Source organism: Pseudomonas sp. FW305-3-2-15-E-TSA4 (genome assembly GCF_058787295.1).
Genome location: NZ_JBYSZP010000008.1, coordinates 277,742 through 292,629, shown reverse-complemented (window position 1 = coordinate 292,629; position 14,888 = coordinate 277,742). Strand labels below are relative to the sequence as shown.

Here is a 14,888-nt window from a genome sequence, read left to right as displayed (position 1 = left end):
GGAATAGCTCAGTTGGTAGAGCACGACCTTGCCAAGGTCGGGGTCGCGAGTTCGAGTCTCGTTTCCCGCTCCAATTTCACAAAAACGCCGATCAGTGATGATCGGCGTTTTTGTTTGTGCAGCGTTTTGTACGCAACAAAAAAGGACCTTCGGGTCCTTTTTTGTTTTCACGTCAGGCCCGCTGAATCACGGGCCCATGCCTTATCAGAGCTTCGGTAGCTGGCCGACACGGCCCATCATCTCAGTAACGATCTGCAGATCCAGCAGGAACTGGTCAACCGTCTTGAACTCGCCATCGGTATGTCCGGTGTATTTCACTTCAGGCCGGGCCAGGCCGAATTGCACGCCGTTCGGCAGTTCATGCACCGAGGTCGCGCCGGCAGACGTGCCGAACTCGTGCTTCATGCCGAGGTTTTCAGTGGCCACCGCCAGCAGTGCCTTGACCCATTCGCCTTCCGGATTGCGGTACATCGGTTCGGCGATCGAGTAAGTGAAGTCCACGGCAACGTGGGATTTCTTGCTCCAGGCCGCCAGTTTGTCAGCGATTTCCTTCTTCAGTACCTCCGGTGATTTACCCTTCGGCACGCGCAGGTTAACTGCCAGTTTGAAGGCTTTGTCGTCCACGCCGACGTAGGTCAGCGAGGTGGTCAGCGGACCCATGAACGAATCGGAGAAGCCCACGCCGAGTTTTTTACCCAGATAATCCAGGCCCCAGTTGGTGGACGCATAGCGTGCAGCGTCGGTGATCTGGTTGTGCTTGAGCGCCACCTTGCCGTCGAGGCTGTTGATGAAGTCGAGCATCCGCGCGACCGGGTTGACGCCGGACTCGGGTTCGGAGGAGTGCGCTGACACACCGGTGACACTCAGCTTGACGTCTTTGCCGTCAACCTTGGCCGCGACTTCGAAGTCACCACCGTGTTTTTTCGCGTATTCGCTGCCGGCTTTCTGCAGACTCGCAGCCAGTTGCTCAGGCTTGTCGGTGACGAGTGTCGCCACCGAAACCGATGGAATCTGGTTGGTTGCCAGGCCGCCGGTCATCGAGATGATTTCTGCGCCGCTGCCTTCAGCCTTGCGCAGCGGGAAGTTGGCCATGACCGTGCCGTAGCCTTTCTCGGCGATAACCACCGGGTAGCCACCGTCCAGCGCCATGTTGTAGTTCGGTGTCGGGTTGTGTTCGAAGTAATACGGGATCGCGTCGCCGGTGGTTTCTTCAGTGGTGTCCACCAGCAGTTTGAAGTTGCGTGCCAGCGGCAGCTTTTCTTCCTTGATCACTTTCATCGCGTACATCGCGACGACGATGCCGTTCTTGTCGTCCTCGGTGCCGCGACCGTACATGCGGTCGCCGATCAGCGTGACTTTGAACGGGTCGAGTTTGGTGCCGTCCTTCAGCACCCAGTTTTCCGGGGTGACCGGCACCACGTCGGCGTGCGCGTGAATGCCCACGACTTCGTCGCCGCTGCCGTCGAGGGAGATTTCATAGACGCGGTTGTCGACGTTGCGGAACTTCAGGTTGAACGATTCGGCCAGGTTCTTGATCTTTTCGGCGATCTTGATGAACTCAGGATTGTCGTGCTGGGCCACGCCTTCTTTCTGGAAGGTCGGGATTTCCACCAGTTCGCGCAGGGTCTCCAGGGCGGCTTTGCCGTACTTGGCGCGGGTGTAGATGCCCAGCAGGCGATTGATCTCGTTCTGTTGCTCGGCGGTCAGGGTCTTGTTGTCGAGAAAACCATTGATCGCCGGGGCGAGGTTGTCGGTCTTGCTCAGATCGCTTTTCGCTACGGCACCGAGAAACTGACGAAAATCGCTGGCCGTCGTATCGCTGAAGGTCTTAAGGATCGCAGCACTTTGCTCAGGGGTGATGTTGGCCTGGGCAGGCAGGGTGAACGACGAAAGACTGGCCAGAGCCAGGCTGGCAGCGGCCAGTCGCTTGAGAGAAAAATTCATTGCGGTGGGCATTCCTTTGCAGGCAGTTGAGTGGAAGTGTTTGAAAGTTGAAACAAATCTTTTCCAAACTAACACCGCGAAGGTGTTGAAGGGGAGCCCCTGAAGTGGGATCCGTCGCACAGAAATGCAAAAGCGGCGCACAAACGAAAAAGGCCCGAGCAGTGTGCAACTGACCGGGCCTTGTCTTTGGGTGTCGTTTTTACATCGACAGCACCAGCCTGCCGGCGAACAGAATCAGGATCACGCCCATGCTGCGCTCGAACCAATGGCCCATGCGCATGAACAGGGTGCGTACCCGGCTGCTGGAGAAAAACAGCGCGACGATCACGAACCACAGCGCATTGACGAAGCACATCCACACCCCGTACAGCGCCTGAATATTCAGCGGGGTGCTGGCGCTGATGATCGTGGTGAAGATCGCCAGGAAGAACAGCGTGGCCTTGGGGTTGGTGGCATTGGTCAGAAAACCGGTGCTGAACGCCTTGAACAGCGACTGCTCGACCAGCGGTTCGTCAGCGCTTTTTTCGCCTTCGAGCGTGGTCTTCGGTTTACTGCGGATCAGGCTGATGCCGAGGTAAAAGATGTATGCGCCACCGATCACCTTGGCCACCGTCAGCAACCACGGCGTGGTGTGCATCAGGGCGCCAACGCCGAGCAAGGTGTAGAGAACGTGAACGGAAATGCCGGCGCCGATGCCCAGTGCGGTGCAGATGCCCACCAGTCGGCCGAAGCGCACGCTTTGGCGAATGGTCACGGCAAAGTCCGGGCCGGGAGCGACCACGGCCAGAAAGTGAATGGTGGCCAGCGCCAGAAATTCGCCCAGGTAGTTCGATAACATCTCAGCTCCAGAAGGTCAGGGGTGAAGCATTGCCGCGATAGCCGACAAAGAACGAAAGGCTCAGACGCGGATCCGCCACGCCCGGGGTCACCGAGTGCATGCAGCGCGAATTGAACATGATGAAATCGCCGGGCTCCGGCCGCACTTCCAGGGTCGGTGGGCCGAGCAGCGCCGGGTCGATGCCGTAACTGTCGCCACGCATCTGGTCGAACTGATCCGGGGTGATGTCGTCGTCCCACATCTGCAGTGCGCCGCCCTCGGTCGGCATGTTCAGGTACACGTTGCAGGCGAACTGCGCCTCCAGGCTGCGGGCCTGAAAGCTGTCCGGGGCGTCCTTGGCGAAAATGTCGTGGTGGGCGAGGAAGCACACGCCGGGTTTGACCACCCGCGACAGGCCGACATACATCTTGCGGCCATAGAGGTTTTCCAGATGCGCGCCGGCCGGCCACGACTCGTCGAGCATGCAGCGCAGGGTGTCGACCGGCGAGGAATAGGGCGCACAGCGCTCGCGCAGTTCGGCGATGTTGCGGGTGGCGCGCTCGAAGTAGTCCTCGATCAGCAGCGGCTGGTTTTCCGCCTCGTAAAACGCCATGCCGATCCGGCCGATGCTCGGCGCGTTGATGTAGCCCTCAAAGCCCGGTGCAAGAATCTTGTCGCCAATCTCGATCGCCAGCGGCTCGGGCAAGAAGCCTTTGACGCGGATGGCGAGGACTTCTTCGTTGGCCAGTTTTTTTATGCACGTCTCATCGAGACGCTCGACGTCTAGCATCATTGTTTTTAGGTCCATCTATCGATAGTCAACGGAACCGGCGAGTGCGGTTCCCCCGGCGTCGGACGCTGCGCGGAGCAGCGCCCGAGAAGCTTAATCCACGCTGTAGTGGACGGATAACGTGCCTTTCTTCTGCGAAAGCGAGGCGATCGTGACTGTGCCCAAATCCTTCAGGCTGCGTACATGGGTGCCACCGCAGCCATAGGCCGGCAGCTCGCCAAAACCGATTTCCCGCGCGCCTTCGCGCAGTGAGGTCAGGCGCGGCAGGTCGTGCTCGATCCACTGACTGATACCGTGTTGAATGGTTGGCGCGTCGACTTCCTGAGCGGCATCGCCCGGCTTGAATTGCACCCGGCCTTCGTCTGGCCAGTGGTGTGCCTTGATCGGCGTCCAGCCCATGGCCTGCACGAAATGCCCGATCAGGTGCCCGGCCGAATGCATGCGGGTGTTGTAGCGGCGACGTTGTTCATCCACGTGAATACAGGTCATGCCGGGTTTTACCGGGCGATCGACGTAATGCACGATCCGGTCAGGCTCCTGCACCACGCGCAGCACCTGGCTTTCGCCGATCATGCCGGTGTCACAAGGCTGACCACCGCCTTGCGGATGAAACAGCGTGGCGCGCAGCACCACGGCAAATTCGTTCTCGTGGGGCGTGCAGTCGAGGACTTCCACATTAGCCTTGAGGTCATCACTATGGAAAAAGAGGCGAAGCGTCATATTCCATGCCCTTATTAAAGTGTCTTTTTTTATTATATGAATCGTGCAATAACGTGATAATCCGTTCAAACATCAAAGGACTTGTGCGCTGTGAGCATCAATCTTCCGCTGCCACTGCTCGGTGAAATGGCGATCTTCGTCAAGGTCGTGGAGACCGGCAGTTTTTCCGAGGCGGCCCGCCAGTTGGGCTCGTCGCCGTCGGCGATCAGTCGCAGCATTTCCCGGCTGGAAAAGGCCTTGGCGACGCGTTTGCTGCAGCGCACTACACGCAAACTGCGCCTAAGTGACGGTGGCGAGGAAGTGTTCAAGCGCTGTCAGGAGATGGTCAGCGCCGCCAAATCTGTGATGGAGATCAGTGGGCAGTTCACCCACGAGGCGGAAGGGCTGGTGCGGGTCAGTGTGCCGAAAGCGGTCGGGCGTTTCGTGATTCATCCGCACATGCCTGAGTTTCTGCGGCGTTATCCGAAAGTCGATGTCGAGTTGCTGCTGGAAGACCGCCAGGTTGATTTGATTGACGATCATGTCGACCTGGCGATTCGTATCACTGATCGACCGCCGGCCGGGCTGGTCGGACGGCAGTTGCTGACCATCGACCATTTGCTCTGCGCCACCCCGCAATACCTGGCCGAACATGGCACGCCGACCCACCCGCATGACTTGCTCAATCACAGCTGCATCTATCTGGGGGAAACCCCGAGCGATGCACGCTGGAAGTTCAAGAAGGGCAGCAAAGCAGTGACCGTCGGCGTGCGTGGCCGCTATGCCGCCAACCATACTGGCGTGCGGCTCGGGGCAGTGTTGCAGCACATTGGTATAGGCAGCCTGCCGTATTTCACCGCGCGCTATGCGCTTGAGCAGAAGTTGATTGTACAGGTGTTGCCGGAGTGGACATTTCTCGCTTCCTACCATGGCGGCCTGTGGCTGCTGCATTCACCGACGCGTTATCTGCCGCCGAAGCTGCGGGTATTCATCGATTATCTGGTGGAGTGCCTGGAGAAGGAGCCGACGTTGAGCAAGCCGGGCAAGGCGGGGGCGCCGAATAATCTGGCGCTTGCGTATGAATTGCCGGAGAGCGAGGGGCTGCTTTAAAAGCAAAAGATCGCAGCCTGCGGCAGCTCCTACAGGAATCACATGTATTCCCTGTAAGAGCTGCCGCAGGCTGCGATCTTTTGATCTTCAAACCATTAAATCAGTGCTCGCTGTCCTGAGCAGACATCGCCAGCAACTGTTTTTCCTGATTCCAGTCGAACGGTTCGTCGTTCTGTTCGGCTTCGTAGCGACGTTCTTCCAGTGCCTGATACAGGTCGATTTCTTCATCAGACAAGTAGTGCAGGCAGTCACCAGCGAAGAACCACAACAGATCCCGCGGGATCAGGTGGGCAATTTGCGGATAGCGGGTAATCACTTGGGTCAGGATGTCCTGGCCCAGGTACTGGCTTTCGATCGGGTCGATCGGCAGGGACGCCAGCAGTTCGTCAAAGCGCTCCAGGAACAAGGCATGGCTTTCTTCGGGAACCTGTTCGGCCTCACCTACGGCGACCAGGATACTGCGCAGGTGGTCGAGCAAAACCAGATGATCGGCAACGACGTTGGACACGAGATAAGTCCTCAAGAGCAAAACGGGCGCGGGAGTATAAAGCTCTCGTGCCCGTTTTTCACAAATAAACAGCTACACGGTCGTCGGCATCAGCGGACTTTGCCCTCAGCCTGCTTCAGCTCTTCCTTGTCGAAATCATCGACGTCGATCACCTTGCGCCGTGCCGCTTCGGCATCGCGCAGGGTCTGTGCTTCCTGCGGTTGCAGCACCCCGGCCTCCAGTGCGGCGTCGATGGCGTGTTCGCCAGCGACCGGTTTGACCTGACCACTCTTGAGCGAGGTGTGCAGTTTTTTGTGCAGCGGTTGGGCGGCATTCAGCAAATCGCTGGCGTGTTGCAGGGCACCGACGGCATCGTCGGCGGACTGCGGGCGATAGCAGCCGGCGAGCAGTTCTTCGAGGGTCGGATCGCCTTTGGCACGACCGATCACCGCTGCCACTTCGGCGCCGAGCTTGTCCGACGGGCCTTTATGGCGACGTCCGAACGGGAACACGATCACCCGCAGCAGGCAGCCAAACACTTTGTTCGGGAAGTTGCTCAGCAGCTCATCCAGCGCCCGTTCCGACTGGCCGAGGCTTTCTTCCATGGCCCAGCGGAACAGCGGCTCCATATGCGCCGGCGAATCCAGGTCGTGATAACGCTTGAGCGCAGCGGAGGCCAGATACAGGTTGCTCAACACATCGCCAAGACGTGCGGACAGGCGTTCCCGGCGCTTCAGTTCGCCACCCAGCAACATCATGCTGAAGTCCGCCAGCATGGCGAAAGCCGCTGCCTGACGGTTGAGTGCACGGAAGTAGCCCTGACTGATCCTGTCCCCGGGTGCATGTTCGAAGTGGCCGAAGCCCAGGTTCAGCACCAGGGTGCTGGCGGCGTTGCCGACGGCAAAACCGATGTGCTTGAGCAGCAGGCCATCGAATTCTTTCAGTGCCTGTTCTTTGTCTTCGCGGCCAGCGAGGGCCATTTCCTTGAGCACGAACGGATGGCAACGAATGGCGCCCTGACCGAAAATCATCAGGTTGCGCGAGAGGATGTTCGCGCCTTCCACGGTGATGAAGATCGGTGCGCCGTTCCAGCTGCGTCCGAGGTAGTTGTTCGGACCCATGATGATCGCCTTGCCGCCGTGCACGTCCATGGCGTGGGTGATGCACTCGCGGCCGCGTTCGGTCAGGTGATACTTGAGGATCGCCGACAGTACCGATGGTTTCTCGCCCAGATCCACCGCGTTGGCGGTGAGCATGCGCGCGGCGTCCATCATCCAGGCGTTGCCGCCGATGCGCGCCATGGCTTCCTGAATGCCTTCGAAGGCCGACAACGGGACGTTGAACTGCTCACGAATCTGCGCGTATTGACCGGTCACCAGACTGGTGAATTTGGCCGCGCCAGTGCCGACTGCCGGCAGCGAGATCGAACGCCCGACCGACAGGCAGTTCATCAGCATCATCCAGCCCTTGCCGAGCATTTCCTGGCCACCGATGAGGTAGTCCAGCGGGATGAACACGTCTTTGCCCGAGTTCGGGCCGTTCATGAACGCGGCACCCAGTGGCAGGTGACGACGGCCGATTTCCACTCCTGGTGTATCGGTGGGGATCAGCGCCAGACTGATGCCGAGATCTTCCTTATCGCCCAGCAGATGCTCCGGGTCATAAGCCTTGAAGGCCAGACCGAGCAGGGTCGCGACCGGGCCGAGGGTGATGTAGCGCTTTTCCCAGTTCAGGCGCAGACCGATGACTTCCTGGCCTTCCCATTCACCTTTGCAGATGATCCCGGTGTCCGGCATGGCGCCAGCATCAGAGCCAGCCAGCGGGCCGGTAAGGGCGAAGCACGGAATGTCGTCGCCACGGGCCAGCCGCGGCAGGTAATGATTGCGTTGCTCATCGGTGCCGTAGTGCAGCAGCAGTTCGGCCGGGCCGAGGGAGTTGGGCACCATCACGGTGGAGGCGAGGTCGCCACTGCGGGTCGCGAGTTTCATTGCTACTTGCGAGTGGGCGTAGGCGGAAAAGCCCTTGCCGCCGAATTCCTTGGGAATGATCAGGGCGAAGAAGCCGTGTTCCTTGATGTGGCTCCAGGCTTCTGGCGGCAGGTCCATCGACTGGCCGATCTGCCAGTCAGTGACCATCGCGCAGAGTTCTTCGGTGGGGCCGTCGATAAAGGCCTGTTCCTCTTCGCTCAGTTGCGCTTTCGGGTAGGACAGCAACTTGTCCCAGTCCGGACGCCCGCTGAACAGCTCACCGTCCCACCACACGGTACCGGCATCGATCGCGTCGCGTTCGGTCTGCGACATCGGCGGCAGGGTTTTCTGGAACCAGTTGAACAGCGGCGCGGTGAAGTGTTTGCGGCGCAGGTCAGGCAGCAACAACGGCGCGGCCACCACAGCAAGCACGATCCACAACACCAGCAGCAACCAGCCCGGGGCATGGCTGAAAATGCCCATCGCCAGCAGGTATACGGCGACGATACCCAACGCGGGCAGGGGGGCGATGCGGCGGTGGGCGAGATACGCCACACCGACGATCAGAACCAGTATCCACAACAACAGCATATGTAATCCTCCGTGAACCAAGGCAAACCGACCCTCCAGAGCTTAGACGGCATCTGTAAAACGGGGTGGTCAGAACATGGTGATTGAACTCGTGGGAAACCCCGGATGGTTTTCGTAGGTTCGGTGGGCAACACCCGTAGGAAATCGTTCGCCGTTCCCGCGTCTTTGCGTGCATGTTTGGCCGAAACGTCGTTATCTCTGTGCTTGAGCTGTCGCTAGACTCGGGGCTCACCCAGGAGAACATCGTCATGCGCGAGTATCTGAGCCCCGGCCGCTTCATCGATAGTGACCACCCGGCGGTGGTGGAGTTCGCCGAACAACAGCGTGGTGCCAGCCGCGACCCGCTCGCGCAGGCGATCAGTCTCTATTACGCCGTGCGTGAAGCGGTGCGCTACAACCCGTATACCTTCAGCCTCGACCCGCAAACCCTGTGCGGCAGCTATGCGCTGGCCACCGGGGAAAGCTATTGCGTGCCCAAGGCCACATTGCTGGCCGGGTGCGCACGGCATTGCGGCATTCCCGCACGCATCGGTCTGGCCGACGTCAAGAATCACCTGTCGACCCCGCGTCTGCTGGAACTGCTGCGCAGCGATGTGTTTGCCATGCACGGCTACACCGAGCTGTTTCTCAACGAGCGCTGGGTCAAAGCCACGCCGGCCTTCAATCAGCAACTTTGTGAGCTGTTCAACGTCGCACCGTTGGACTTTGACGGGATCAACGACAGCGTTTTCCACCCGTACAACCGTGACGGCGCGCTGCTGATGGAATATCTGGTCGATCACGGCCAGTTCGCCGATGTGCCGGAGCGATTCTTTTTCGAACACCTGGAAAAGTGCTACCCGCATCTGTTCGGCGAACATCAGGCGAAGGTCTTGGGCGATATGCAGAGTGATTTGAGTCGGGTCTGATCCGGCGTATGCTGCCTGCCCACGCATTGGAAAAGAGGCGGTCATGCTGAAGATCTGGGGACGGAAAAACTCATCGAATGTCAGGAAGCCACTGTGGGCCGCCGAAGAGCTGGGCCTGGCCTACGAGGCGATTGACGCCGGTGGCGCCTTTGGTGTGGTCGACACGCCTAAATACCGGGCGATGAACCCGAACGGCCGGGTGCCGGTGATCGAGGATGACGGCTTCGTGCTGTGGGAATCGAATGCGATCGTCCGTTACCTGCTGGCCAAACATGCGCCGAACAGCGCCTGGTATCCGGCAGACCTGCAAGCCCGGGCCATCGCGGACAAGTGGATGGACTGGACCACCTCGAGTTTTGCCGGGCCGTTCCGCACCGTGTTCTGGGGCGTGTTGCGTACCCCAGCGGACCAGCAGGACTGGCCGGCGATCAACGCCGCAATCAAGGAATGCACCGCGCTACTGGCCATGGCCGATCAGGCCCTCGCCAGCCAGCCATATCTGTCCGGCAGCGAAATCGGCATGGGCGATATTCCGCTGGGCAGTTTCATTTATGCCTGGTTCGAGATGCCCATCGAACGTGCCGCGCAGCCGCATCTGCAGGCTTGGTACGCAAGGCTGAAGCAGCGTCCGGCCTATCAGAAAGCAGTCATGACCACGTTGACTTGATAATAACTATCGACACTCTTGACTGTACTTGTGTGGCGGCGGCAAGCACCATTGCGCTCATGCGCCGTGGTTGTTTTGTTCGCCGCCCGGCCCAATCTTTCCTTTTCTTCCCTTCTTGGTGCGTAAATCCGATATGAGTTCCGCTCTGTCCATCCGGCAGCTAACCAAAACCTACGGCAACGGGTTCCAGGCCTTGAGTGGTATCGATCTGGACGTCGCCGAAGGTGATTTTTTCGCCTTGCTCGGCCCCAACGGCGCCGGCAAATCCACGACCATCGGCATTCTTTCGACCCTGGTCAACAAGACCAGCGGCACGGTGAATATCTTCGGTCATGACCTGGACAAGAACCCCGCCGCGCTCAAGCGCTCGATCGGTGTGGTGCCCCAGGAATTCAACTTCAACCAGTTCGAAAAGACTTTCGACATCGTCGTGACCCAGGCCGGTTACTACGGCATCCCGGCGAAGATCGCCAAGGAACGCGCCGAGCAGTACCTGACCCAGCTCGGCCTGTGGGACAAGCGCGATGTGCCGTCGCGTTCGCTGTCCGGCGGCATGAAACGCCGACTGATGATTGCTCGCGCCCTGGTGCATGAGCCGCGCCTGCTGATCCTTGATGAGCCGACCGCTGGCGTCGACATCGAACTGCGTCGCTCGATGTGGACGTTCCTCACCGAGCTGAACCAGAAAGGCATCACCATCATCCTCACCACGCACTATCTGGAAGAGGCTGAGCAGCTGTGCCGCAACATCGGCATCATCGACCACGGCACCATTGTCGAGAACACCAGCATGAAACAGTTGCTGGGCCAGTTGCACGTCGAGACCTTCCTGCTGGATCTGAAAAACGACTTGCACGCCGCGCCGCAATTGATCGGCTATCCCGCCCGGTTGCTCGACGGCCATACCCTGGAAGTCCAGGTCGACAAATCCATGGGCATCACCGCGCTGTTCACTCAATTGGCGCAGCAGAACATCGAAGTGCTGAGCCTGCGTAACAAAACCAATCGCCTCGAGGAGCTGTTCGTGTCTCTGGTAGAGAAGAATCTGTCGAAGGTGGCGGTATGAGTTCCGAGTTCCGCCCCAACCTCGTCGCCCTCCAGACCATCGTTTATCGCGAGGTCAAACGCTTCACGCGGATCTGGCCGCAGACCCTGCTGCCGCCGGCGATCACCATGGTTCTGTACTTCGTGATCTTCGGTAACCTGATCGGCAAGCAGATTGGCGGCATGGGTGGCTTCAGTTACATGGAGTACATCGTGCCGGGGCTGATTATGATGTCGGTGATCACCAACTCCTACGGCAACGTGGTCTCGAGCTTCTTCGGCAGCAAGTTCCAGCGTTCCATCGAGGAACTGATGGTCTCGCCGGTGTCGCCGCACACGATTCTGATCGGCTTCACCATTGGCGGCGTGCTGCGTGGCTTGATGGTCGGGGTCATCGTGACCATTCTGTCGTTGTTCTTCACTCATCTGCAGGTGCATCACCTGGGCGTGACCATCCTTGTGGTGGTGCTGACCGCGACGATCTTCTCGCTGCTGGGCTTCATCAACGCTGTGTTTGCGCGCAACTTCGATGACATCTCGATCATCCCGACGTTTGTGCTGACCCCGCTGACCTACCTCGGTGGCGTGTTCTACTCGATCACCTTGCTGCCGCCGTTCTGGCAGACCGTGTCGCTGGCCAACCCGGTGCTGCATATGGTCAATGCCTTCCGTTACGGCATTCTTGGCGTATCGGATATCCGCATCGGTATCGCAATCACCTTCATGCTGGTGGCGACGGTGGTGTTGTACCTCGGTTGTGCGCGGTTGCTGGTGAGTGGGCGCGGGATGCGGACCTGATCCGAAACCGCGTCGCTGCCATCGCGAGCAGGCTCACTCCTACAGAAGGGCGCGTTCCTATGTAGGAGTGAGCCTGCTCGCGATGGGGCCTATTCAGACGCTACAAAAAAACGGCCTCCACTGCGGAGGCCGTTTTGCATTCAAGACTTGCGGCTTTTCTTGCGCCGCGCCCATTGCCGCGCCACCCACCAGCGCCAATACAGCATGACCGTGAAGTAGGCGAGGATGCCGAGTAGCAGCCCGCATACCACCGATCCCAGCAGAAACGGCTGCCACATGGTCGACAACTCTCCACTGATCCATTCCCAGGTCAACGAATCGGGCAGGGTGCGGGCGGGCACATTCATCAACCAGGCTCCGGCCTGATAAGTACAGAAAAACACCGCCGGCATGGTGATCGGGTTGGTCAGCCAGACCAGACTGACGGCAATCGGCATGTTGCCGCGCACGGTGATCGCCAGTGCCGCCGCCACCAGCATCTGCGCCGGAATCGGCAGGAACGCGGCGAACAGGCCGACGGCCATCGCCCGGGCCACCGAGTGCCGATTGAGGTGCCAGAGGTTCGGGTCATGCAGCAACTTGCCGAGAAAGCGTAAGGATTTGTGTTCCCTGATGCTCGTCGGGTCGGGCATGTAACGTTTGAATAAGCGCCGGGGCATAAGGCTTCTCGGTCGGTTAAGGCGGCAAGTATGTCTGGATTCTACGAAGCGCCCATTCAGACTTTGTGACAATTGTTGACGACGACCCGCCCTCATACCAGCTACCCCTAATCCAGGAACTCTCAAGGACGGGCTTATGCGCACAGGGATGATGGCGCTGGCAGTCGGTCTGCTGGTTCCGGTTTTTTTGCCGGTTTTACCGCCGGTCGGGTTGATGATGTTGTTGCCGTTGGTGGGACTGATGTTGCTGCCGTTTCGCAGCTATCCCCTGGCGTTTCTGCTATTCGGTTTCACCTGGGCGTGCGTCAGTGCGCAATGGGCGTTGAATGATCGCCTGCCGGAAGCGCTTGACGGCGAAACCCGTTGGGTCGAAGGGCGGGTGGTCGGTTTGCCGCAAACCAGCGAGGGCGTGGTGCGGTTCGAGTTGGCCGATGCCCGCTCGCGACACGAAAAATTGCCGTCGTTGATGCGTCTGGCGTGGTACGCCGGGCCGCCGCTCAACAGCGGCGAGCGCTGGCGGCTGGCGGTGAAGCTCAGGCGCCCCGGTGGTTTGCTCAATCCCGACGCCTTCGATTACGAAGCCTGGCTGTTGGCGCAACGCATCGGCGCGACCGGCACGATCAAGGATGGTCAGCGCCTGGCCGAGGCAAACTGGGCATGGCGCGACAGCATTCGTCAGCGCTTGATGGCAGTCGATGCCCAAGGCCGGGGCGGTGCATTGGCGGCGCTGGTGCTCGGCGACGGCTCCGGGCTCAGTCGCGAGGATTGGCAGATCCTGCAGGACACCGGCACCGTGCATCTGCTGGTGATTTCCGGTCAACACATCGGGATGTTGGCAGCGGTCATCTATCTGTTGGTCGCCGGGCTGGCGCGCTACGGCTGGTGGCCGCTGCGCTGGCCATGGCTGCCATGGGCCTGCGGGCTGGCGTTTGCCGCGGCGCTCGGCTACGGCTTGCTCGCCGGGTTTGATGTACCGGTGCAACGGGCCTGCGTGATGGTCGGGCTGGTGTTGTTGTGGCGCCTGCGCTTTCGCCATCTCGGCGCGTGGTGGCCGCTGTTGCTGGCATTCGATGCGTTGCTGTTGCTCGACCCGTTAGCCAGTTTGCGTCCGGGTTTGTGGCTGTCGTTCGCCGCGGTGGGGATTTTGATTTTCACCTTCGGCGGGCGACTCGGCGCGTGGAAATGGTGGCAGACCTGGACCCGCGCGCAATGGCTGATTGCGCTGGGTCTGTGCCCGGTGTTGCTGGCGCTGAACCTGCCGATCAGCCTCAGCGGGCCATTGGCAAATCTGCTCGCGGTGCCGTGGGTCAGTCTGCTGGTGCTGCCACCGGCGCTGCTCGGCACGCTGTTGTTGCCGGTGCCTTACGTCGGTGCAGGCTTGTTGTGGCTGGCCGGTGGTTTGATCGACTGGCTGTTTCGTGGCTTGTCGCTGATCGCCGGGGCTTGGCCGGCGTGGATCTCGCCGTCGCTGCCGTGGTGGGTTTTGCTGCTCGGCAGTCTCGGCGCCTTGCTGTTGCTGTTGCCGCGTGGGGTGCCGTTGCGACCGTTGGGCTGGCCGTTGCTGTTGATTCTGCTGGCGCCGCCGCGCGAGCGAGTAGCCGAGGGCCAGGCCGATGTCTGGCAGCTCGATGTCGGTCAGGGCCTGGCGATCCTGATCCGCACGCGTCATCACGCGTTGCTCTACGACGCCGGTCCACGCTTCGGCGATTTCGATCTGGGGGAGCGGGTGGTGCTGCCGGCGCTGCACAAACTGGGGGTCGAGCGCATTGATTTGATGCTGCTCAGTCATGCCGACGCCGACCATGCCGGTGGTGCGTTGGCAGTATCGCGGGGCTTGAAAGTGACGCGGGTGATCAGCGGCGATCCGCCGGGGCTGCCCGCCATCCTGCAGGCCGAGGCCTGTGAAAGTGGACGTCAATGGCAGTGGGACGGGGTCAGTTTTCAGCTGTGGCAATGGTCGGCGGCCCATGACAGCAATCAGCGCTCCTGTGTGTTGCAGATCGAGGCCAATGGCGAGCGGCTGCTGCTGACCGGCGATATCGACACGGCTGCCGAACGGGTTTTGCTGGAAAGTCCGTTGGCGCTGCCGACGCACTGGCTGCAAGCGCCGCACCATGGCAGCCGCAGTTCCTCTTCGATGGCTTTGCTGCGGGCATTACGTCCGCATTCGGTGCTGATCTCCCGGGGGCAGGGCAATTCGTTCGGTCATCCGCACCCGCTGGTGCTCGCGCGTTATCGCCAGCAAGGGCTGCGCATCTACGACAGCGCGCAGCACGGCGCCATTCAACTGCGCCTGGGCGGCTTTCAGGCGCCGTGGCTGATGCGTCAACAACGGCGTTTCTGGCGCTGAAACACCATTGATCGCGGGATCGCCGAATGCGGCATCAGGTCGTCGGGGCAGCGGGTC

General features: G+C 60.3%; 13 protein-coding genes. 6 read left to right on the top strand and 7 right to left on the bottom strand.

The window, feature by feature from the left end:
- Positions 1-204: 204 nt before the first annotated feature.
- The 4 genes from AC3WMV_RS13960 to AC3WMV_RS13945 form a co-directional block, all read right to left on the bottom strand.
- Positions 205-1,944, bottom strand: coding sequence for a dipeptidase (locus tag AC3WMV_RS13960; protein WP_103369236.1), 1,740 nt, complete (start codon positions 1,942-1,944; stop codon positions 205-207).
- Positions 1,945-2,143: 199 nt separating this feature from the next.
- Complete coding sequence (locus AC3WMV_RS13955) at positions 2,144-2,782, bottom strand: LysE family translocator (protein ID WP_096797798.1); 639 nt, start codon at positions 2,780-2,782, stop codon at positions 2,144-2,146.
- A gap of 1 nt (position 2,783) precedes the next feature.
- A complete protein-coding gene (locus AC3WMV_RS13950) occupies positions 2,784-3,554 on the bottom strand; it encodes a 2OG-Fe(II) oxygenase (protein ID WP_047600411.1) in 771 nt (256 codons plus the stop codon).
- Between the two features lie 90 nt (positions 3,555-3,644).
- Positions 3,645-4,271 carry an alanyl-tRNA editing protein gene (locus AC3WMV_RS13945; RefSeq protein WP_103369235.1) on the bottom strand — a complete coding sequence of 209 codons (627 nt, stop codon included), beginning with the start codon at positions 4,269-4,271 and terminating at the stop codon, positions 3,645-3,647.
- Between the two features lie 90 nt (positions 4,272-4,361).
- On the opposite strand from AC3WMV_RS13945, the gene AC3WMV_RS13940 reads away from it, so the two are divergent.
- Positions 4,362-5,360 carry a LysR family transcriptional regulator gene (locus AC3WMV_RS13940; RefSeq protein WP_027612331.1) on the top strand — a complete coding sequence of 333 codons (999 nt, stop codon included), beginning with the start codon at positions 4,362-4,364 and terminating at the stop codon, positions 5,358-5,360.
- 100 nt (positions 5,361-5,460) lie between these two features.
- On the opposite strand, the gene AC3WMV_RS13935 is transcribed toward AC3WMV_RS13940, so the two are convergent.
- A complete protein-coding gene (locus tag AC3WMV_RS13935) occupies positions 5,461-5,868 on the bottom strand; it encodes a PA2817 family protein (RefSeq protein WP_103369234.1) in 408 nt (135 codons plus the stop codon).
- 89 nt (positions 5,869-5,957) lie between these two features.
- Complete coding sequence (locus AC3WMV_RS13930) at positions 5,958-8,405, bottom strand: acyl-CoA dehydrogenase (RefSeq protein ID WP_103369233.1); 2,448 nt, start codon at positions 8,403-8,405, stop codon at positions 5,958-5,960.
- 248 nt (positions 8,406-8,653) lie between these two features.
- Between AC3WMV_RS13930 and AC3WMV_RS13925 the strand changes: the two genes are divergently transcribed.
- From AC3WMV_RS13925 to AC3WMV_RS13910, 4 genes are all read left to right on the top strand, one after another.
- Positions 8,654-9,313, top strand: coding sequence for a transglutaminase-like domain-containing protein (locus tag AC3WMV_RS13925; protein WP_097088478.1), 660 nt, complete (start codon positions 8,654-8,656; stop codon positions 9,311-9,313).
- 43 nt (positions 9,314-9,356) lie between these two features.
- On the top strand, positions 9,357-9,980 hold the full coding sequence (locus tag AC3WMV_RS13920; RefSeq protein ID WP_103369232.1) for a glutathione S-transferase family protein: 624 nt from the start codon (positions 9,357-9,359) through the stop codon (positions 9,978-9,980).
- A 133-nt stretch (positions 9,981-10,113) separates the two neighbouring features.
- Positions 10,114-11,046 (top strand): ABC transporter ATP-binding protein, encoded by a 933-nt coding sequence (locus AC3WMV_RS13915; protein ID WP_027612335.1) that lies wholly within the window; start codon positions 10,114-10,116, stop codon positions 11,044-11,046.
- Positions 11,043-11,822: an ABC transporter permease gene (locus AC3WMV_RS13910; RefSeq protein WP_027612336.1), complete on the top strand. Its 780-nt coding sequence runs from the start codon at positions 11,043-11,045 to the stop codon at positions 11,820-11,822. The genes AC3WMV_RS13915 and AC3WMV_RS13910 overlap by 4 nt, the downstream gene beginning before the upstream one ends.
- Positions 11,823-11,962: 140 nt before the next feature.
- Here the strand turns inward: AC3WMV_RS13910 and AC3WMV_RS13905 are convergent, their stop codons facing one another.
- Entirely contained in the window at positions 11,963-12,481 is a 519-nt protein-coding gene (locus AC3WMV_RS13905) for a DUF2062 domain-containing protein (protein ID WP_097088476.1), read from the bottom strand.
- Between the two features lie 136 nt (positions 12,482-12,617).
- Here AC3WMV_RS13905 and AC3WMV_RS13900 point away from each other — a divergent pair, with 136 nt between their 5' ends.
- Positions 12,618-14,831, top strand: a complete 2,214-nt coding sequence (locus tag AC3WMV_RS13900) for a DNA internalization-related competence protein ComEC/Rec2 (RefSeq protein WP_103369231.1) — start codon at positions 12,618-12,620, stop codon at positions 14,829-14,831.
- Positions 14,832-14,888 lie beyond the last annotated feature (57 nt).

Bases quoted from the DNA above. Each gene is read 5' to 3' on its own strand.
- AC3WMV_RS13960 (WP_103369236.1), bottom strand. From the start codon at position 1,944: ATGAATTTTTCTCTCAAGCGACTGGCCGCTGCCAGCCTGGCTCTGGCC.
- AC3WMV_RS13955 (WP_096797798.1), bottom strand. From the start codon at position 2,782: ATGTTATCGAACTACCTGGGCGAATTTCTGGCGCTGGCCACCATTCAC.
- AC3WMV_RS13950 (WP_047600411.1), bottom strand. From the start codon at position 3,554: ATGATGCTAGACGTCGAGCGTCTCGATGAGACGTGCATAAAAAAACTG.
- AC3WMV_RS13945 (WP_103369235.1), bottom strand. From the start codon at position 4,271: ATGACGCTTCGCCTCTTTTTCCATAGTGATGACCTCAAGGCTAATGTG.
- AC3WMV_RS13930 (WP_103369233.1), bottom strand. From the start codon at position 8,405: ATGCTGTTGTTGTGGATACTGGTTCTGATCGTCGGTGTGGCGTATCTC.
- AC3WMV_RS13925 (WP_097088478.1), top strand. From the start codon at position 8,654: ATGCGCGAGTATCTGAGCCCCGGCCGCTTCATCGATAGTGACCACCCG.
- AC3WMV_RS13920 (WP_103369232.1), top strand. From the start codon at position 9,357: ATGCTGAAGATCTGGGGACGGAAAAACTCATCGAATGTCAGGAAGCCA.
- AC3WMV_RS13915 (WP_027612335.1), top strand. From the start codon at position 10,114: ATGAGTTCCGCTCTGTCCATCCGGCAGCTAACCAAAACCTACGGCAAC.
- AC3WMV_RS13910 (WP_027612336.1), top strand. From the start codon at position 11,043: ATGAGTTCCGAGTTCCGCCCCAACCTCGTCGCCCTCCAGACCATCGTT.
- AC3WMV_RS13905 (WP_097088476.1), bottom strand. From the start codon at position 12,481: ATGCCCCGGCGCTTATTCAAACGTTACATGCCCGACCCGACGAGCATC.
- AC3WMV_RS13900 (WP_103369231.1), top strand. From the start codon at position 12,618: ATGCGCACAGGGATGATGGCGCTGGCAGTCGGTCTGCTGGTTCCGGTT.